General features: G+C 69.7%; 9 protein-coding genes. 8 read left to right on the top strand and 1 reads right to left on the bottom strand.

The window, feature by feature from the left end; genetic code table 11:
- Positions 1-42: 42 nt before the first annotated feature.
- From AU185_RS06525 to mbtG, 8 genes are all read left to right on the top strand, one after another.
- Entirely contained in the window at positions 43-1,869 is a 1,827-nt protein-coding gene (locus tag AU185_RS06525) for an ABC transporter ATP-binding protein (RefSeq protein ID WP_059102437.1), read from the top strand.
- Positions 1,866-3,599 carry an ABC transporter ATP-binding protein gene (locus AU185_RS06530; protein WP_059102496.1) on the top strand — a complete coding sequence of 578 codons (1,734 nt, stop codon included), beginning with the start codon at positions 1,866-1,868 and terminating at the stop codon, positions 3,597-3,599. The genes AU185_RS06525 and AU185_RS06530 overlap by 4 nt, the downstream gene beginning before the upstream one ends.
- Positions 3,600-3,784: 185 nt before the next feature.
- The gene (locus AU185_RS06535) at positions 3,785-4,528 is read left to right on the top strand and encodes a thioesterase II family protein (protein WP_059102438.1); all 744 of its coding nucleotides are present in this window, start codon (positions 3,785-3,787) and stop codon (positions 4,526-4,528) included.
- Positions 4,518-5,849 (top strand): beta-ketoacyl [acyl carrier protein] synthase domain-containing protein, encoded by a 1,332-nt coding sequence (locus tag AU185_RS06540; RefSeq protein ID WP_059102439.1) that lies wholly within the window; start codon positions 4,518-4,520, stop codon positions 5,847-5,849. Before AU185_RS06535 ends, AU185_RS06540 begins: the two co-directional genes overlap by 11 nt.
- A complete protein-coding gene (gene mbtD / locus AU185_RS06545) occupies positions 5,849-8,788 on the top strand; it encodes a mycobactin polyketide synthase MbtD (RefSeq protein WP_059102497.1) in 2,940 nt (979 codons plus the stop codon). Before AU185_RS06540 ends, mbtD begins: the two co-directional genes overlap by 1 nt.
- The gene (locus tag AU185_RS06550; protein ID WP_059156951.1) at positions 8,785-13,887 is read left to right on the top strand and encodes a non-ribosomal peptide synthetase; all 5,103 of its coding nucleotides are present in this window, start codon (positions 8,785-8,787) and stop codon (positions 13,885-13,887) included. Before mbtD ends, AU185_RS06550 begins: the two co-directional genes overlap by 4 nt.
- Positions 13,888-13,934: 47 nt before the next feature.
- On the top strand, positions 13,935-18,254 hold the full coding sequence (locus tag AU185_RS06555; RefSeq protein ID WP_059102498.1) for a non-ribosomal peptide synthetase: 4,320 nt from the start codon (positions 13,935-13,937) through the stop codon (positions 18,252-18,254).
- Positions 18,251-19,552 (top strand): NADPH-dependent L-lysine N(6)-monooxygenase MbtG, encoded by a 1,302-nt coding sequence (gene mbtG, locus AU185_RS06560; RefSeq protein WP_059102441.1) that lies wholly within the window; start codon positions 18,251-18,253, stop codon positions 19,550-19,552. Before AU185_RS06555 ends, mbtG begins: the two co-directional genes overlap by 4 nt.
- On the opposite strand, the gene AU185_RS06565 is transcribed toward mbtG, so the two are convergent.
- Positions 19,549-19,884, bottom strand: a complete 336-nt coding sequence (locus AU185_RS06565; protein ID WP_059102442.1) for a type II toxin-antitoxin system VapB family antitoxin — start codon at positions 19,882-19,884, stop codon at positions 19,549-19,551. The genes mbtG and AU185_RS06565 overlap by 4 nt on opposite strands.
- Between the last annotated feature and the right edge of the window lie 134 nt (positions 19,885-20,018).

The raw sequence follows: 20,018 nt of genomic DNA on the forward strand, positions 1-20,018 counted from the left end.
CCGGTAGGGTTAGGCGACCCTTACCCAAGATCAGGAGGGCGCATGACCGCTGTGCAATCCGCACCCGACGTCGAACCGGTCGCGCCGGAAGGGGCGCCCGATGCCGCCAAGCGGGCCGCCACCTACGACAAGCTGGCACTGCAGCAGCTGCTCGCCCCGACGCGGGCTCGCACATCGCGGGCGACGCGCTACCAACTGCTGGCGTCGGCTGCCACCATCGTGCCCTTCATCGGCATCGTGGAGATCGGCCGCGAGCTGCTCGCCGCCGGCCCGCCGGATCAGACCAGGGTGTGGATCGTCGTCGCGGTGGTGATCGTCGCGCTGCTGGTGCGCACGCTCGCCGGTGGCGCCGCGCTGACCATCACGCATTTCGCCGACGTGGACCTGCAGCGGTCACTGCGGCTGCGGATCGTCGACAAGCTCGGCCGGTTGCCGCTGGGCTGGTTCGGCACCCGGTCGTCGGGCGAGGTGAACAAGGCCGTGCAGAACGACGTCGGCGAACTGCATTTCCTGGTCGCGCATTCGGCGGTGGAGAACACGGGCGCGCTGGCCACCCCGCTGTTCGGCCTCATCTACTGCTTCTACCTGGACTGGCGGCTGGGCCTGTTGGCGATGGCCACCGTGCCGTTCTACGTCGGCGTGTACGTCGCGCTGGGCCGTGACTCCCGGGTGCAGATGGAACGCCTCGACCGGGGAGTCGAACGGATCAGCGCCACCATCGTCGAGTTCATCGCCGGCGTGTCGGTGGTCAAGACCTTCGGCGAAGCGGGTAAGGCGCACAAGCGCTTCGCCGACGCCGCCGACGAGTTCAACGACAGCTTCGCCGGCTGGGTGGGACCGCTGGTGCGGGTCAAGGCGGTGTCGTCGATCTTCATCGATACGCCCGTGCTGCTGCTTGCCAATCTCGCCGGCGGCTACTGGTTCGTCCGCAGCGGCTGGGTGACACCGATCGAGGTGCTGGGTTCGACGCTGGTCGCGGTGACGATCCCGGCGGCCGTGCTGACCGTCGGCTATTCGACGCACATCCGCAGGCAGGCGGCGGCCGCGGCGGGTCGCCTCAAGCGCCTGCTCGACACGCCCGTGCTGCCCGTCGCCCGCGATCCGCAGACGCCGCGGGACAACTCGATCCAATTCGAGGGCGTGCAGTTCTCCTACGACGGTCGAAACACCGTCCTGCACGACATCTCGCTCACGCTGCCGGCCGGGACGATCACCGCGCTGGTCGGACCGTCGGGCAGCGGCAAGTCCACGCTGGCGACGCTGGTGCCGCGCTTCCACGACGTCACCGCGGGCACGGTGCGCGTCGGCGGCGTCGACGTCCGCGAGATCGCCCCGGTCGAGTTGTACCGGCACGTCGGGTTCGTGCTGCAGGACGTGCAACTTCTCGGCATCAGCGTCGCCGACAACATCCGGCTCGGCCGGGCCGACGCCACCGACGAAGAGGTCGTCGCCGCGGCGCAGGCGGCCCGCATTCACGACCGAATCCTGCAGTTGCCCAACGGTTATGACTCCGTGGTCGACGAGGACGCGCACTTCTCCGGCGGCGAGGCCCAACGCGTCAGCATCGCGCGCGCACTGCTGGCCGACACGCCGATCCTGGTGCTCGACGAGGCGACCGCGTTCGCCGACCCGGATTCGGAAGCCCAGATCCAGGAAGCGCTTTCGCGGCTCATCGTCGGGCGCACCGTGCTGGTCATCGCGCACCGGCTGGGCTCGATCGTGTCCGCGGACAACATCGTCGTGCTGGACCGTGGGCGCATCGTCGAACAGGGCCGACACGACGATCTGCTTGCCGCCGGCGGGCAGTACTCGCGGATGTGGCAGTCGTACACCGCGGGGCATGCCCGCGAATGGGAGGTGGCCAGATGATCCGGGGCTTTCTGCAGATCCTCGGCCCGCAGCGGGGCCGGATGTTCAGCTTCCTCGCGGTGATGACGGTCTACGGCATCCTGCACGGCGTCGTGATGCTGTTGCTGGTGCCGGTCACGGTGTCGATGTTCGACGGCGACTATGGCGCCACCGCACGATGGTTGGCGCTGATGGCCGTCACGGTGCTGGTCGCATCGGTGCTCAACTACATCGGAGCGAAGCTGGCGATCCGCATGGCGCTGACCACGATGCGCCTGCTGCACCACCGGCTCGGCGATCACATGGTCACCCTTCCGCTCGGTTGGTTCACCCGCGAGACCGTCGGCAGGGTGTCCCAGATCGCGGTCAAGGGAACGGTTTTCGTCGGCACCAGCGGTGGCAACCTGGTCACCCCGCTGGTGGTGAACACGGTCAGCGCGGTCACCGTGGTGGCCGGCCTGTTCTTCTTCGACTGGCGCATCGGGCTCGTCGCCCTGGTCGGCGGTGTGCTGCTGGTGCTGTGCGGGCGGTTCGCCGCGCGGCTGATCGCGACCGCGGAGGTCCGCACCCACGATTCGGCGACCGACGTCAACAACCGCGTGATCGAGTTCGCGCGGTACCAGCCGGTGCTGCGGGCGTTCGGCCGCACCGGCGCCGACTACAAGCCACTCGGCGACGCCCTGGAAGCGCAGCATCGGGCCGGGCGCGCCGCGTTGTGGCAGTCGGTGGCCGGGTTGATGTTGAACGGCGTCGCCGTGCAGGCGGTGTTCTCGGTGCTGATCGCGGCGGGGGCGTGGCTCGCGGTGCGCGGCGACATCAACCCGATCACGCTGGTGGCCATCCTTGGGCTCGCGGCCCGGTTCGCCTCGCCGCTGTCACAGCTGGCCGAACTCGGGTCGGCGATGAGGTTGGCGAGCGCAGAGTTGCAGCGCATCACGTCGATCCTCGACACCGCGTCGCTCTCTGAGCCGGCCACGGCAAACCCCGCCACGGTGCCGGGCCGGGTCGAACTCGACCGCGTCACGTTCGGGTACTCGGACCGCACGGTGCTGTCGGACGTGAGCTTCGCCGCCGAGCCGGGCACCATGACCGCGCTGGTCGGTCCGTCCGGATCGGGCAAGTCGACGATCACCAAGCTGATCGCCCGCTTCTACGACGTCGACTCCGGCGTGGTCCGGGTCGGCGGCCACGACGTGCGCGACCAGCTCACCGCGGACTTGATGGCCCAACTGTCACTGGTGTTCCAGGACGTGTACCTGTTCGACGACACGTTGTGGGAGAACATCCGCATCGGGCGGTCGGACGCCAGCGACGAGGACATCGTCGAGGCGGCCCGCACCGCCGGCCTGCTTTCCGTCGTCGAACGGCTGCCTGACGGTTGGCACACCCGCGTCGGCGAGGGCGGCTCGGCGCTGTCGGGCGGTGAGCGTCAGCGCGTGTCGATTGCACGGGCGCTGGTCAAGAACGCGCCGATCGTGCTGTTCGACGAGGCGACCAGCGCGCTCGACCCGGAGAACGAGCACCACGTCGCCGAATCCATCCGGACCCTCGCCCAGCGCAGCACGGTCATCGTGATCGCGCACAAGCTGTCCACGGTCACCGCGGCCGACAACATCGTGGTGCTCTCCGCGACCGGAGCGGTCGAGGAGCAGGGCACCCATACCGAGCTGATGCAGCGCGGCGGCCGGTACGCGCAGTTCTGGAGCCAGCGCGTGGCCGCGACGGGCTGGGTGATGGCCGCAAGCGACTAGCTGGGCGAAATCACGTGTTCGGTACCGCACGTAGGCGTCTGCGCGCCGAGAAGGATAGGGTAACCTCACTTCCGACTTAGGACAGCCTGCGCTAAATCAACGGAGGAGCTCATGGGGGTATTTCTCGCAGATGCGCAGGCTCGGCCCCGGACTTCTCGCCGACCCATCGACGCGACCCCGACACGATGATCGAACAGAGCCAACTGACCTTCGCGCCCTGGATCAAACGCTCGGCCGGGAAGACCGCCGGCGGCGCGACCGTGATCTTCCCCCACGCGGGTGGCGCGGCGGCGGCCTACCGGTCGTTCGCGTCGGCGTTGGCCGGCGGTGGTGACGACGCGTACGTCGTCCAGTACCCGCAGCGTGCGGATCGGTTGGCCCATCCCGCCCCGGACACCGTGGAGGCGCTGGCCGCCGATCTGTTCGCCGCGGGCGACTGGTCCCGGCTCGGCCCGCTGCGACTGTTCGGGCACTGCATGGGCGCGGTGATCGCGTTCGAATTCGGCCGGGTCGCCGAGCGTCACGGGGTTTCCGTTCGGCAGCTGTGGGTTTCGGCGAGCCAGGCACCTTCCACGATCGCCGGTTCACCGCGGTTGCCCACCGCCGAGGCGGAAATCGTCGCCAACATGGTCGATCTCGGCGGTACGGACCCGCGGCTGGTCGAGGATGAGGAGTTCATCGAGTTGCTCGTCCGAGCGGTGCGGGCGGACTATCTGGCGTTCAACCGCTACGCCTGCGAGCCGGACGCCCGCCTCGCCGCCGACATCCACACCCTCGGTGGCAGCGCCGACCACCGGATCAGCCAGGACATGTTGCGGGGCTGGGAAACTCATACCCAAGGCGCGTTCACACTGTCGCTGTTCGACGGTGGGCACTTCTACATCAACGACCACATCGACGCGGTTGCGGAGTTGGTCAATGCCGGTTAGCGGGCCGGATCACGCTGTCGATGATCCGATCGTCATCGTGGGGATGGCGATCGAGGCGCCGGGAGATGTCGACACCGCCGACGCCTACTGGGACCTGCTGGTCGCACAGCGCGAAGGTCTGTGCCCGTTCCCGCGGGACCGCGGGTGGTCGGTGCGCGACGTGCTCGACGGATCGCAGCGCGACGGGTTCAAATGCATCCACGACCTCGGCGGCTTCCTCTCTGGTGCTGCGGTTTTCGACCCCGAATTCTTCGGAATCTCGCCGCGGGAAGCGGTCGCGATGGACCCGCAGCAGCGGGTCGCGCTGCGGGTGGCGTGGCGAGCGCTGGAGAACAGCGGCATCAACCCCGACGACCTCGCGGGCCACGACACCGGCTGCTATGTGGGCGCCTCGACGATGGGGTACGGTCCCGACCTCGCCGAGTTCTCCAATCTCACCGGACATCTGATGTCGGGAACCGCACTGGGAGTGATCTCCGGGCGGATCGCCTACACGCTCGGACTCGCCGGGCCCGCGCTGACCATCGACACCTCGTGTTCGTCGACACTGACCGCGATCCACACCGCGACGCAGTCACTGCGATCGGGGGACTGCGACCTCGCGCTGGCCGGTGGCGTCTGCGTGATGGGCTCGCCCGGCTTCTTCGTCGAGTTCTCCAAACAACACGCGCTTTCCGACGACGGACACTGCCGGCCGTACAGCGCGCAGGCCAGCGGCACCGTATGGGCCGAGGGCGCAGCGATGTTCGTGCTGCAGCGCCGATCGAGAGCCGTGAGCGACGGTCGTCGGATACTCGCCGAGTTGCGGGCCACCTGCCTGAACCAGGACGGCCGCTCCGTCGGCCTCACCGCACCGAGCGGGCAGGCACAGGCGCGGTTGTTTCAGCGCGCGCTGGAGTACAGCGGGGTGCGGCCCGAAGACATCGGGATGATCGAGGGCCACGGCACCGGCACCCGACTCGGGGACCGCACCGAGCTGATATCGCTCGCCCAGACCTACGGCGCCACCGCACCCGGCGAAGGCGGCCTGCTCGGCTCGGTCAAGTCGAACCTCGGCCACTCGCAGGCCGCGGCGGGCGGACTCGGCCTGGCCAAGGTGCTGATCGCCGCCGAGCACGGAACGATCCCGGCCACCTTGCACAGCAACGAAGCCAGCCGCGAAATCGACTGGGACAGCCAAGGTCTGCGGCTGGCCACCGAGCTGACGCCCTGGCCGGCGGTCGACGGCAGACGTCTCGCGGCGGTGACCGCATTCGGTATGAGCGGCACCAACGCCCACGTGGTGGTGTCGATGCCTGCGACCGAATCCGAGGCGGCATGATGACGTCCACCGGTCTGCCCGACGGCCGGATCCCGGTCGTGTTGAGCTCGCACGCCGAGGAACTCGTTGCCGCCGACGCCGAGGCGATACTGCGTTACCTCGACCGCGACCCGGATGTGCGGGCGGTCGCCGCGGCACTGCTGCGCACCCGCCGGCTGCGCAGACACCGTGCGGTCGTGCGCGCCACCGACACCGCCGAACTAGCCGACGGGCTGCGCGCCGTAATAGCGGGAACCGATCACCCGCTCGTCGTCCGCTCATCGGAAACACGCACCGCCCGGGTAGCTTTCGTGTTTCCTGGACAAGGCAACCAGTGGCCGTCCATGGGCGCGCAGGCATACCGGCAGTCCGCCGTGTACCGGGCGCACGTGGACCGCTGCGCCGAGGCATTCGTCGCCGCGGGCGAGTCGTCGCCGCTGCCGTACCTGACCGCGGAGTCCACTGGCGGACAGTGGTCACAGGCGCAGGTCCAGGCCGCGCAGTTCACCCACGCCGTCGGCCTGGCCCACATCTGGCGGTCATGCGGAATCCAGCCCGACGTCGTCATCGGGCACAGCCTCGGCGAGGTCGCCGCCGCGTACATCGCCGGAAGCATGGCGCTGCCCGCCGCCGCCGGTGTGGTCATCGCGCGCGCCAAGGCGGTGGACCGCCTGTCCGGCGACTACCGCATGGCGGCGCTGGGGGTTTCGCTTCCCGACGCCGAACGGCTGATGTCCACGATCCCCGGTTGGCTCGAGGTGTCCGCGGTCAACGCCGGCGCTTCGGTGGCGGTGTCCGGGCAGCGCGCCGCCGTCGCCGCGCTCGTGGCCGCCGCGACAGAGCAGGGCCTGTTCGCCCGCGAGCTCGACGTGAACTATCCCGGCCACACCAGCGCGCTGGAACGGGTGCGAGACGATCTGCGCGCGATGCTCCCCGATGCCGAATTTACTTCTGCTCCAATACATTTCATTGGCTCGACGACCGCGGATGTGGTGCCCGAAGGCACCGGCTTCACCGACTACTGGTACGACAACCTCCGCAACACGGTGCGGTTCGACCGCGCCGTCGCAGCCGCGAGGCACCGCGGCGCGGAAGCGTTCATCGAGATGTCGGCGCATCCGGCCCTGCTGTTCGCATTGGGTGACCTGCTGGCCGATCAGACCGACGAGCCGCTCGTCGTCGGGTCGGGTCACCGCGACATGTTGCCCATGGAAACGTTGTCGGCCAACATTTCCGCCGTCGCGGTGGCGAATCCCGGCTACCGGTGGGCCGACCTCGTCGACGTCAGCTCGCAGCCACCGTTGCGCGGCTTTCCCAACGCGCCCATGCGGACCGCGCGGTTGTGGGCCGAACCGAAGCCATTGGCACCGGTCTACGGCGTCACCGTCGCCCGCGAGAAATGGGACCGCACCACGCCATCGGCAACGGTGGCGCGGCGCGTCGCGGTCGTCGAGCTCACCGGACCCGGCGGTTCACTCGGTGATCGGCTGCGGACAGCGCTGCGCCGCAGCGGATCCGAACTCGTCGAGGCCCGCACCGCCGACCTCGTCGTCGCGGTGGCCCCCGAGCTGGACCATCCCGACGCCGAACGCGGCGCCCAGGAGATCTCCGGATTGATCGGCGCAGGCTTGCTCGACTACGTCGACGCCGCCGGCCCCGAGACTCGGGCGGTGTGTCTGGTCACCGTCGGCGGTGAGCACGTCCGGCCGGGCGAGCCCGCGGCGTTGCCCGCGCAGGCCGCGCTGGCGGCGATGCACCGCAGTATCGGCTTCGAACGTCCCGAGCAGTCGTTCCGGCATCTCGACCTGCCGTCGTGGGAACCCGACGATGTCGTGGCGGCCGCCGCGGCGGGCGCGCTGCTGGGCGGCGCCGACGAAACCGCCATACGCGACGACGGCTCGGGCCCAGAGGTTTTCGTACGGACCGTGGCCGAATCGGTCGAACCAGCGCCGTCCTGGCAGCTGGATGGGAACTCGCTCGCCGACGTCGTGATCACCGGTGGTAACGGTGCGGTCGGACTTCACTTCGCCCGGTATCTGGCCGCCCACGGCGCCCGTCGCATCGTGTTGCTCAGCCGCAGCGGCGTCGACGCCGCGGTCGTCGCCGAACTGGCGGCAGCGCAGGTCGACGTGGTAGCGCCGCGCTGCGACGTCACCTCCGCCGAGCAGATCGCAGCGGCGGCCGGGCAGTTCGGCGGCGACGGCGCCTCACTGCTTATCCACGCCGCGGGCGCGGCGGCCTTCACGGACCGCGACGCGCTCACGCCCGCCGCGTTCGCCGAAACCTCGGCGGCCAAGATCGGCGGCCTGGCCCGGATGACGGAGCTGTGGCCGATGCGCCCGGACGCGCGAATCCTGCTGTGCTCGTCGGTGTCCGGCGTGTGGGGCGGGCGCGGGCACGCCGCGTATTCGGCCGCCAACCGGATGCTCGACGTGATGGCCGGCCAGCTGCGTGCCAAGGGCCAGCACTGCCTGGCCGCCAGGTACGGGCTGTGGCGCGGCATTGGGATCGCCGGCGCCGGGGAGGTGACCAGGATCGAACGGTCCGGCCTGCTGCCGATGACGCCCGACGCGGCGGTCGAAGCCACCCTGCGTGATCACGGCGAGGACCCGCTGTTGCTGAGCGCCGACCAGGGCCGGCTGCGAATGTTCCTGGAGAGCCGAAGCGCGGATACCATCGAAACCCGGCCGGCCACAAGCGAAGCCGACGTCGACACCGCTGCGCGCGTGCGGACCGAGCTCGCCGCGGTGCTCAACCTCGAGCCGGCCTCGATCGACCTCGACATGTCCCTGCTCGACATGGGCGTCGACTCGCTACTGGCCCTAGACCTACGCAAGCGGCTGCTGCGGACGAGCGGCCGGAAGGTGCCGCTGGCCACCCTGCTCGGCGGCATCACAGGCGGCGAGCTCGTCGCCGACCTCAACAGCACAGAACGATCAGAGAAGGTGGACAACGCGTGACTGACACGGTCGATACCCGCGAGCGGGTCGAGGACCGCCGGCTGGAGTTGCTGCGCCGCAAGTTGGCCGAGCGGGGACTGCGCACGGAGAACCAATCGACCGCTGAGGCGGGCGGGCTGTCCGACGGGCAGCGTCGCATGTGGTTCGTCCAGACGGCAGATCCGACCGGCGCGATCCTCAACATCTGCCTCTCCTACCGGATCACCGGTGAGCTCGACGTCGCCCGACTGCACGACGCCGTCAACGCCGTCGCCGCGCGGCATGCGGTGTTGCGCACCACCTATCAGGCCGACGACGACGGTGAACCGCAACCGACCGTGCATGACGAGCTGAGGCCCGGCTGGGCGGTGCACGATCTGACCGACCTCTCCGAGCACGCGCGCCGACTCCGACTGGAAGTGCTGGCCCAGCGCGAGTTCGGCGCATCCTTCGACCTCGCCACCGAATCGCCGCTGCGGCTCACTGCCGTGCGCACCGCCGCCGACGAGCACGTCCTGCTGTTGGTCGCGCACCACATCGCCTGGGACGACGGCTGCTGGCAGGTGTTCTTCGGCGACCTCACCCGGGCATACACCGGTGCACCGCTCGCACCTGCCGTCAACCCGCCGGCGCACACGCTCGGTTCGGTCGACGAAGACCTCGACTACTGGCGCACGGTGCTGGCCGATCCGCCCGAGCCGCTGGAACTGCCGGGCCCGAACGGTTCTGCGGTACCGACGAATTGGCGGTCTCAGCGCCTCACCCTGCAACTGCCGGACGCAACGGTCGACCGGGTCGCGGCGCTGGCGAAGGAGTCGGGCGCGACGCCGTACATGGTGCTGCTGGCGGCCTTCGGGGTGCTGATGCGGCGCTACACCCACGCCGAGGACTTCCTGGTCGCCACGCCCGTGCTGAACCGCAGCGCCGAGGTCGAGGACGTGATCGGCTACTACGGCAACACGGTCGCCCTGCGGCTGCGACCCGCCGCCCGGCAGAGCTTCCGCGACGTCGTCGCGCACGCGCGTGACACCGCGGTCGGCGCGTTCGCGCATCAACGCGTCAACCTGGACCGGGTGGTGCGCGAACTGAACCCGGATCGTCGGCACGGCGTCGAACGGATGACCCGGGTGACGTTCGGCGCCCGCGGCGCTGACGGCGAAGGCTTCAACCCGCCCGGAATCACCTGCAGCCGAGCGGAATTACGTAGCCATCTGACTCAGCTGCCGTTGGGATTCATGGTGGAGTTCGACGCCCCCGAGGCGCGGGTCGTCGTGGAGGCCGAATATCTCGTCGAGATCCTCGACGCGGCACTGGTCCGCCAGCTTCTCGAGCACTACGCGGTGCTGCTCGACGATGCGCTGCAACGCCCCGATCGCCCCATCGCCGAGCTCGAGGTGATGGGCGCCGCCGACACCGAATGGCTGAACCGGGTGGCGGCCGGCGAGGAGTTCGTCACCGCCTCCTCGACGATGACGGCGCTCGTCGAAGCCCAGGTGGCGCGCACACCCGACGCGGTCGCCGTCGTCTACGAGGGACGCCACTACACCTACCGCGAGCTCAACGAGTCGGCGAACCGGGTGGCGCACTGGCTGATCGAGCAGGGCATCGGCACCGAGGACCGCGTGGCGGTGCTGCTGGACCGCTCGCCGGAACTGGTGATCACCGCGCTCGGGGTGATCAAGGCGGGCGCGGTGTACCAGCCGGTCGACCCGACCTACCCCGAGGACCGGCTGACGTTCATCCTGTCCGACTCCGACCCGAAACTGATTATCCGCGAACCGATCACCGGCCTCGACGGCCACCGCTCCACCGACCCCACCGACGCCGACCGGGTTCGCAGGCTGGATCCGGACAACACCGCGTACCTCATCTACACCTCGGGTTCGACCGGTCTGCCCAAGGGTGTCCCGGTCCCGCACCGGCCGGTCGCCGAGTACTTCGTCTGGTTCAAGGGCGACTACGGGATCGACGACAGAGAGCGGCTCCTGCAGGTCGCATCGCCGAGTTTCGACGTCTCGATCGCCGAGATCTTCGGCATGCTCGCCTGCGGCGGCCGACTCGTGATTCCCCGGCCGGACGGCCTTCGCGACGTCGGCTACCTCACCGAGTTGCTGCACGACGAAGGCATCACCTCGATGCACTTCGTGCCCTCGCTGCTCGGGTTGTTTCTGTCGCTGCCCGGCGTCAACCAGTGGCGCACGCTGCAGCGGGTGCCCATCGGCGGCGAAGCGCTGCCCGGCGAGCTGGCCGACAAGTTCCATGCGACCTTCGATGCGCTGCTGCACAACTTCTACGGGCCGACCGAAACGGTGATCAACGCGAGCCGCTACAAGGTCGAGGGCAAGCAGGGCACCCGGATCGTGCCGATCGGCAGGCCCAAGATCAACACCCAGATCCACCTGCTCGACGACGCACTGCGGCCCGTTCCCGTCGGGGTGATCGGCGAAATCTACATCGGCGGAACGCATGTCGCCCACGGCTATCACCGTCGGGCGGGGCTGACCGCCGAGCGGTTCGTCGCCGACCCGTTCAATTCCGGTGGCCGGCTGTACCGGTCGGGTGATCTGGCCCGCCGCAATGCCGACGGCGACGTCGAGTTCGTCGGCCGCGCCGACGAGCAGGTCAAGATCCGGGGCTACCGCATCGAACTCGGTGAGGTGGCGGCCGCGATCTCCGTCGACCCCAGCGTCGGTCAGGCGGTGGTGGTGGTCAGCGACCTGCCCGGTGTCGGCAAGAGCCTCGTCGGATACGTGACCCCGGCCGAAGCCGTCGAGGACGTGAACGTCGAGCGCATCCGCAACCGCGTCGCGGCCGCGCTGCCGGAGTACATGACGCCGGCGGCGTACGTCGTCGTCGACGAGATTCCGATCACCGCGCACGGCAAGATCGACCGCGCGGCGTTGCCCGATCCCGACATCGACTCGGGTGCGGCCTACCGCGAGCCCGTCGAGGGAACCGAGCGCCGGCTCGCCGACCTGTTCGCCGAACTGCTCGAACGCGACCAGGTCGGCGGCGACGACTCATTCTTCGATCTCGGTGGGCATTCGCTGCTGGCCACGAAACTCGTTGCCGCAGTGCGGGCCGCGTTCAACGTCGACATCGGGGTGCGCGAAGTCTTCGAACTCGGCACCGTGGCCGCGCTGGCGCAGCGGATCGACTCGGCCCTGTCCTCGCAGGCCACCGCGGCCACCCGGCCCCGACTGGTTCCCGTTCCGCACGACGGGCCGCTGCTCATGTCGGCCTCGCAGTTGCGGATGTGGTTCCAGTACCGCATCGACGGTCCCAGCCCGGTCAACAACATCCCGTTCGCCGCGCGCATCAGCGGGCCGTGTGACAGCGACTCGTTCGTGCAGGCGGTGCGCGACGTGGTGGCCCGGCACGAGGTACTACGGACCACCTACCGCGAAATCGACGGTGCCCCATACCAGATCGTCAACGACGGGCTCGAGGTCGCGGTGCGCCGCGCCCGGGGCGACGACGACGCCTGGCTGGACACCGAACTGCACGCCGAGCGCAGGCACGTCTTCGACCTCGAAAGTGACCCGCCGGTGCGGGCCGCGGTGCTGGCGACGCTGGATGCGCACGTGGTCTCGCTGGTGGTGCACCACATCGCCGCCGATCACTGGTCGGCGATGGTGTTGTTCACCGACCTGCTGACGGCATACCGGGCCAGGCGCGCCGGCCACGCTCCCGGGTTCGCGCCGCTACAGGTCCAGTACGCCGACTACGCGGCGTGGCAAGCCGCGCTGCTCGGCCAGACCGACGGCCCCGTCGTGGCAGAGCGTGACTACTGGCGCAGGCAATTGGCCGGCCTGCACGAGGATCCGGGTCTGGCGCCGGACTTCCCGCGTCCGCCGGTGTTGAGCGGGGAAGGCGACGCCGTCCCGTTCGACATCGACGCCGCCACCCGGGCGAAGTTCGCCGAACTGAGCTCCGAAGTCGGGGTCACGGAATTCATGCTGCTGCAGGCGGCGGTGGCCGTCGCGTTGCACAAAGCCGGTGAGCGCCCGGACATTCCGCTGGGCACACCGGTCGCCGGCCGCACCGAAACCGAACTCGACCAGCTCGTCGGGTTCTTCATCAACATCGTGGTGCTGCGCAACGACCTGACCGACAACCCGACGTTGCGTGAGGTGCTGCGCCGGGCCCGCGACACGGCGCTGGAGGCTTACGCCCATCAGGACCTACCGTTCGACCAGGTGGTCGACGCGGTGCGGCCGGCGCGGTCGCTGTCGCGTAACCCGCTGTTCGGGGTCGTCGTGCATGTGCGCGATGCCCTGCCCGCCGACCAGGTCATCGAATCGGGGCCGGACGGCGACACCACGTTCACCGCGCTCGAGCCGCCCTTCGACGTCGCGCACGCCGACCTGTCGGTCAACTTCTTCGGCGGCGAGGACGGCTACCGCGGACACGTCATCTACCGGACCGACCTGTACCGGCGCAGCACCGCCGAACGGTTCGTCGGGTGGTTGTCGCGCGTGCTGACCGCGTTCGCCGACGATCCCGGCCAACGAGTGCGCGACGTGCAGGTCGCCGACCGCGAGGAGCGCCGCGTGGTGCAGCGGTTCAGCGCGTCGGCATCGGCCAGCGTGCTCGATGGCTGGCGCGACCCGGTCGCGATCGGCGTGGTGGGCGACGTCTACGAGCATGTCGTCGACGAGACGGGCGCCGAACTGCGCGCCACCGGCAGGCGGGGGCGGTGGACGGCCGACGGTCAGCTGGAGTTCGTCGAGGCCGCCGACGCGCGTCGCCCGACGACACCGGCGGGTCCGGCCGAACCGGCGCGCACCGAAACCGAACGGGCGCTCGCCGCACTCCTGGCCGAGGTCATCGACGTGCCCGAGGTCAACCGCACCGACAACTTCTTCCAGTTGGGTGGCGATTCAATTCTCGCGGTGCAGCTGGCGGCCAGGGCGCGGGACAGCGGTTTGGCGGTCACGGCGCGAATGGTGTTCGAGCACTCCACACTTCACGAGCTCGCGAGTGTGGTCGACGAGGCCGGCTCGGGAACCGATACACCCGACACCCACCACGAGCCGATGGCTGCCTCCGGGCTGTCGGCGGACGAGTTGGCGGCGGTCACGTCGATGTGGTCGGCATCGCAAGACGGTGCCCCGTGACTTCAACCCGACCCAAGACCGAACCGAAGGTCGCCATCGAGGACGTGATGGCGCTCAGCCCGCTGCAGCAGGGGTTGTTCTCACTGGCGCAGTTGAGCACCGGTGAGGACGGTGGCGAAGACCCGTACGTCATCGCGATGGTCGCCGAAGTCACCGGCGACCTCGACACCGCCCTGCTTCGCGAGTGTGCGGCGGCGATGCTGGCCCGTCACCCCAACCTACGCGCCAGTTTCCTACGCGCGCAGAGCAAACCGGTTCAGGTGGTGCCCGCCCGCGTCGACGTGCCGTGGCGGCACATCACCGCGGCGACCGACGAGGTCGACGCGCTCGAAGCCGACGAACGCCGCCGGCCGTTCAACCTCGAACGCGGCCCGGCGATCCGGTTCGTGCTGATCCAAACACCCGGGCCGCGTTGGCGTTTTATCGTCGTCGCCCACCACATCATCATCGACGGCTGGTCGCTGCCGTTGTTCGTCGGTGAGCTGATCTCGTTGTACCGCTCGGGCGGTGACCCCGCCGTTTTACCGCCGCCGCCGCGGCCGTACCGCGACTACATCGGCTGGCTCGCACACCGGGATCAGGAGAGCAGCCGCAACCTGTGGCGCGAACACCTCGCCGACCTCGGGGGGCCGACACTCGTCACGCCGGCGCTGGCCTCCGGCGAGCCGCCCGCCGGGGAACCGCGCCGCACCGAGATCAACCTGGATCGCGCCGCCTCGCTGGGCCTGGCCGAAGCCGCGAGGTCGCGCGGCGTCACGGTCAACACCCTGGTCCAAATGGCCTGGGCTGCAATGTTGTCCGCGTTCACCGACCGCTCCGACGTGGTGTTCGGAGTAACTGTGTCTGGGCGCCCCGGCGAGCTCGCCGGCGTCGAGACCATGGTCGGGCTGTTCATCAACACCGTGCCGTTGCGGGTCCGGCTTGACCCGGTGGCCCCTGTCGGTGCGCAATGCGTTGCCCTGCAACGGGAAGCGGCCAAGCTGCGCGACCACAGCTATCTGCCCCACAACGAACTGCGTTCGCTGGGTGGCATCGGCGAGATGTTCGACACCCTGCTGGTCTACGAGAACTTCCCGCCCGGCGGTCTGGTCGGCGGCGGCGACTTCGTCGCCAACGGCGCCACGTTCCGTCCGGCCGCGCTGGAGAGCGTGTCGCACTTCCCGATCACGATCGCCGCGCACATGATCGACGACGAGCTCACCGTGCTGGTCGAGGTGATCGACGGTGCGCTCGGCCAGATGAGCCCGGAATCGCTCGGGCGCCGCGTGCTCACCACCGCCCAACGACTGATCATCCACTGGGACAACCCGTTGCGCGACGTCAGTGTCCTGCTCGACGGTGAGGCCGAGACCGCTGCGGCCGGGCTGGCGCCCGCCCCTTCGCACCTCGGCGTGCATACCGCGTTCACCGAGATCGCGAGCAGCAGGCTCGGATCGCCGGCGCTGAGTTGGGACGGCGGCGAACTCACCTATCGGGAACTCGACGAGTCGGCCGACCGGCTGGCCGCCGCGTTGGCGAAGCGCGGGGTGTCCACCGAAACGCCTGTGGCGATACGCCTTTCGCGCGGACCGCAGTACGTGATCGCGATGTTCGCGGTCTTGAAGGCCGGTGGCGTCATCGTGCCGCTGGATCCCGGTATGCCCGCGGAGCGGATCGCCGACATCCTCGGCCAGTGTGGCGCGACGGTCGTCGTGGACGACGAGATGCTCGCCGCGGCGGCGGAAGCGGTCGAGGAGTTCCGCGCGGTGCCTGCGGCGCCGGGCCAGGCCGCGTACATGGTGTTCACCTCGGGCACCACCGGCCGACCGAAAGGGGTCGTCGGCACCCATCAGGCGCTGCTGGCCTACGCCGATGACCACGCCCGAAACGTCCTGCGGCCGGCGGCTGCTCGGCTGCAGCACCCGCTGCGGGTCGCCCACGCCTGGTCGTTCACCTTCGACGCGGCGTGGCAGCCGCTGGCCGCCCTGCTCGACGGGCACGCGGTGCACATCGTCGACGACGCCGTCCAGCGGGACGCCGAGGCGCTGGTCGAGACCATCGCCCGGTACGGGATCGACCTGATCGACACCACGCCGTCGATGTTCGCCCAGCTGCGCGCGGTCGGACTGCTGACCACGGTGCCGCTCGGCGTTCTGGCGCTGGGCGGCGAGGCCGTCGGGATTCCGGCGTGGAACATGATCCGTGACGAGTGCGCGCGGACCGGGATGACGGCCTACAACTGTTACGGCCCAACCGAAACCACCGTGGAAGCCGTTGTGGCCGCGATCGCCGAGCACGAGGAGCCGACCATCGGGCGCCCGACGTCGCCGAGCCGGGCCTACGTGCTGGACTCGTGGCTGCGCCCGGTGCCCGACGGAGTGCCGGGCGAGTTGTATCTGGCGGGTCGTCAGCTGACCCTTGGCTACCTCGGCAGGCACGGCGAGACCGCGGCCCGGTTCGTCGCCGATCCCTTCGCGCCGGGCGAGCGGATGTATCGCACCGGGGACGTCGTGCGCCGCCGACCGGACGCCGCGCTGGAGTTCCTCGGCCGCTCGGATGCGCAGGTGAAGATCCGCGGCTTCCGCGTCGAACCGGCCGAGATCTCGGCGGTTCTGCACACCCATCCCGCGGTGCGGCACGCCCACGTGGCGGTGCGCGAACAGCGGTGGGGTCCTCAGTTGGTGGCCTTCGTCGCTGCGGCGCCGGCGCCGGATGTGGCGGAGCTGCGCACGCTGGTCTCAAAGCGCCTGCCGCGCTACATGGTTCCGCACTCCATCGTGGTGGTCGATCAGATGCCGTTGACGGCGCATGGCAAGGTCGACGAAGCCGCCCTCGCCGAAATCGCCGTTGCCGAAGGGCCGTCGGCTGCCCCGGAGACCGAGACGGAGGCGGCGCTCGCGGCCGTGCTGGCCGAGGTGTTGAACGGCACCGACAGCGGCGACATCGACGTCGCCGCCGACTTCCTCGCGCTCGGCCTGGACAGCATCGTGGCGCTGTCGGTGGTGCAGGCGGCGCGCAGGCGCGGCATCCCGTTACGCGCGCGGTTGATGCTCGAGTGCGCGACGCTGCGCGAGCTCGCCGCGGCCGTCGACAGCGAATCGGCGATCGCCCGCCACGGCGACGATGCGCAGGGCCCCGTCCCCGTGCTGCCCAACGCGCACTGGCTCTATGAGCACGGCCATCCGCGACGGTTGGCGCAGACCGAGGCCATCGCGTTGCCCGACGGCATCACCGGTACGCAGCTCGAGCGGTTGCTGCGCGCGGTCGTCGACGGCCATGAAGTTCTGCGCAGCCGGCTGGACCGGCAGACGATGACGTTCGTCGAGCACCCGGCGCAGGATCTGCTGACCGAGGTGCGGATCGACGGTGACGCCCAAACCCTGGCCGACGCCGTCGCCGAACACGCCCGACGGTCGGTCGAACACCTTGACCCGCAACAAGGCTCGATGTTCGTCGCGGTGTGGCTGCGGCCGCCCAGCGGCGGTGGTGTGCTGCTGCTGACCGCCCACGTGCTGGCGATGGACCCGGCGTCCTGGCGGATCGTGCTGGCCGAACTCGACGCGGCGTGGCACACCGTCGCGTCCGGTCGCGAACCGGCGCCGACACCGGAACACACCAGCTACCGCCGCTGGTCGCGGCTGCTCAGCGAGCGGGCCTACGCGCTTGACACGGCCGACTTCTGGGCCGCCCAGCTCGACGGCGAGGACCCCGCCCTCGGTGCGCGCAGGCTGCGGCCGCAGACCGATCGAGTCGGCGACGTCGTCGTCTCGATGGCAATGACCGAGACCGACCTGACGTTGCGCTTGCTCAACGGGTCCGAACCCGCACCGCACCTGCTGGCCGAAGCCGCGGCGCGCACCGTCACCCGCTGGCGGCTGCACCGGGGGCAGGAGACACCGCCGCCGCTGCTGGCCCTGGAAACCCACGGCCGCGCGGACGGTGTCGTCGACGGCGCCGACACCTCCGACACCGTCGGGCTGCTCACCGCGATCTATCCGCTGCGGGTGCGCGCGGCGCGCGACGTAGGCCAGATACCCGGCGACGGCATCGATTACGGGCTGCTGCGCTATCTGCGGCCGGACACCGCCGAACGGCTGGCCGCCTACCGGGAGCCGCAGCTGCTGCTGAACTTCCTGGGCCGCGTGCACGTCGGCATCGACGGCGGCGCGCTTCGGCCGGACCGTGCGCTGCTCGCCGGGGTGTCGCCGCTTCCTGAGCCGCAGCTGGCGGTTCGGCACGAGTTGACCGTGCTGGCGGCGGTGCTCGGCGATACCGACGCACCGGTGCTGGGCACCCAGTGGCGCACGCTGCCCGACATCCTGACCGCCGATGACGTCACCACGCTGCAGGCGATGTGGCAGGAATCGCTACGAGAGGTCGTCTCATGAGCCGCACACTCGCGGTGGTCGGCGCGGGCGCCAAAGCCGTCGCCGTGGCCGCCAAGGCCGCCGAACTGCGCGACATGGGCCTCGACGTGCCCGATGTCGTCGCGGTCGAGAAGACCGGTGTCGCCGCCAACTGGCAGGCCGACGGCGGCTGGACCGACGGCCAGCACCGGCTGGGCACCAGCCCCGAGAAGGACGTCGGCTTCCCGTACCGCTCGGCGCTGGTGCCGCGCCGCAACGCCGAACTCGACGAACGCATGACCCGGCACAGCTGGCAGCAGTACCTGATCTCGACCGGGCAGTTCGCCGAGTGGATCGACCGCGGCAGGCCCGCACCCACCCACCGCCGGTGGAGCCAGTACCTGCGCTGGGTCGCGGCCAACATCGAGATGACCGTGATCAACGGTGAGGTGCAGGCCATTTCGGTCGACACCGATTCCGGCGGGCCGCGGTGGGCACTGCGCACCCCGGACCGCACGGTGACGGCCGACGGCCTGATGATCACCGGACCCGGGCAGCCCGAGCGTTCGATCCTGCCCGGCAATCCGCGGGTGCTGTCGATCGCGCAGTTCTGGCATCGCGCCGCGCAACACGAGGTGATCCGCGCCGAACGGGTAGCCGTCATCGGCGGTGGCGAGACCGCCGCGTCGATCCTCAATGAGCTTTTCCGCCACCGGGTTTCGACGATCACAGTGATCTCACCCCAGGTGACTTTGTTCACCCGCGGTGAGGGGTTCTTCGAGAACACGCTGTTCTCCGATCCCACCGGCTGGACCAGTCTCACGATGGGGGAGCGGCGCGACGCGTTGATGCGCACCGACCGCGGGGTGTTCTCCGCGCGGGTGCAGGAGGCGCTGCTCGCCGACGACCGGATACGCCACCTGCGCGGCCGGGTCGCGCACGCGGTCGCGCGCGACAGCCGAATCCGGTTGACGCTGAGCACCACTGCGGGCGGGGAGTCGCTGGAGACTGTCCACGGTTTCGATCTGGTCATCGACGGCTCGGGCGCCGACGCCATGTGGTTTGTGCCGCTGCTCGGCCAGGACGCGTTGGATCTGCTGGAACTGGGCATCGGCGCACCGTTGACTCCGGATGCGTTGCAGGAGTCCATCGGCGACGATCTCGCCGTCACCGGCGTGGCGCCGAAGCTGTTCCTGCCGGGCCTGTCCGGCCTCACACAGGGACCCGGATTCCCGAACCTGTCGTGCCTCGGGTTGTTGTCCGACCGCATCCTGGGCGCCGACCTGGCCTCGACCACAGCCGGCGACGACAGCGCGCTGCCCGCGGTACGGCGCGGCTAAGCCCGTTGCGCTTGGGCCCACGCGTCGGCTCGTGTCGGCACATCCATGTCGAACACGCGCGCATGTAACACCGTGCGGTTGCGCAGCGCGGCGCGCACCGCCCGGTGCAACCCGTCCTCCAGATAGCAGATGCCCTTCCATCGCACCGCGTGCGGGAAGAGGTCGCCGTAGAACGTCGAATCCTCCGAAAGCAACCGGTCCAACGCGAGCACCGTGGTGGTGGTGACCAGTTCGTCGAGGCGGATCTGCCGCGGCGGAATCTGCGCCCACTGGCGATGTGACAAGCCGTGGTCGGGATACGGCCTGCCCTCTCTGACTCCCTTGAAAATCATCCGGCGAACGTCCTTCGCGTCGTACCCCCGGGCTGCGGCGTCACGCCGGCATCAGGTGTAAAGGCTAATGCAATTGGCCCGCGCGCGATACGAACAGTGCTCGGGCGCTGTCTGCGCTGTTGGTGCCCTTAAAA

The sequence above is a fragment of the Mycobacterium sp. GA-0227b genome (assembly GCF_001499855.1).
In the GTDB taxonomy this organism is placed as follows: domain Bacteria; phylum Actinomycetota; class Actinomycetes; order Mycobacteriales; family Mycobacteriaceae; genus Mycobacterium.

What these genes read in the sequence shown, in the direction of transcription:
- AU185_RS06565 (WP_059102442.1), bottom strand. Translation starts at nt 19,884, where the DNA reads ATGATTTTCAAGGGAGTCAGAGAGGGCAGGCCGTATCCCGACCACGGC.
- AU185_RS06530 (WP_059102496.1), top strand. Translation starts at nt 1,866, where the DNA reads ATGATCCGGGGCTTTCTGCAGATCCTCGGCCCGCAGCGGGGCCGGATG.
- AU185_RS06535 (WP_059102438.1), top strand. Translation starts at nt 3,785, where the DNA reads ATGATCGAACAGAGCCAACTGACCTTCGCGCCCTGGATCAAACGCTCG.
- AU185_RS06525 (WP_059102437.1), top strand. Translation starts at nt 43, where the DNA reads ATGACCGCTGTGCAATCCGCACCCGACGTCGAACCGGTCGCGCCGGAA.
- mbtG (WP_059102441.1), top strand. Translation starts at nt 18,251, where the DNA reads ATGAGCCGCACACTCGCGGTGGTCGGCGCGGGCGCCAAAGCCGTCGCC.
- AU185_RS06540 (WP_059102439.1), top strand. Translation starts at nt 4,518, where the DNA reads ATGCCGGTTAGCGGGCCGGATCACGCTGTCGATGATCCGATCGTCATC.
- AU185_RS06555 (WP_059102498.1), top strand. Translation starts at nt 13,935, where the DNA reads ATGGCGCTCAGCCCGCTGCAGCAGGGGTTGTTCTCACTGGCGCAGTTG.
- mbtD (WP_059102497.1), top strand. Translation starts at nt 5,849, where the DNA reads ATGACGTCCACCGGTCTGCCCGACGGCCGGATCCCGGTCGTGTTGAGC.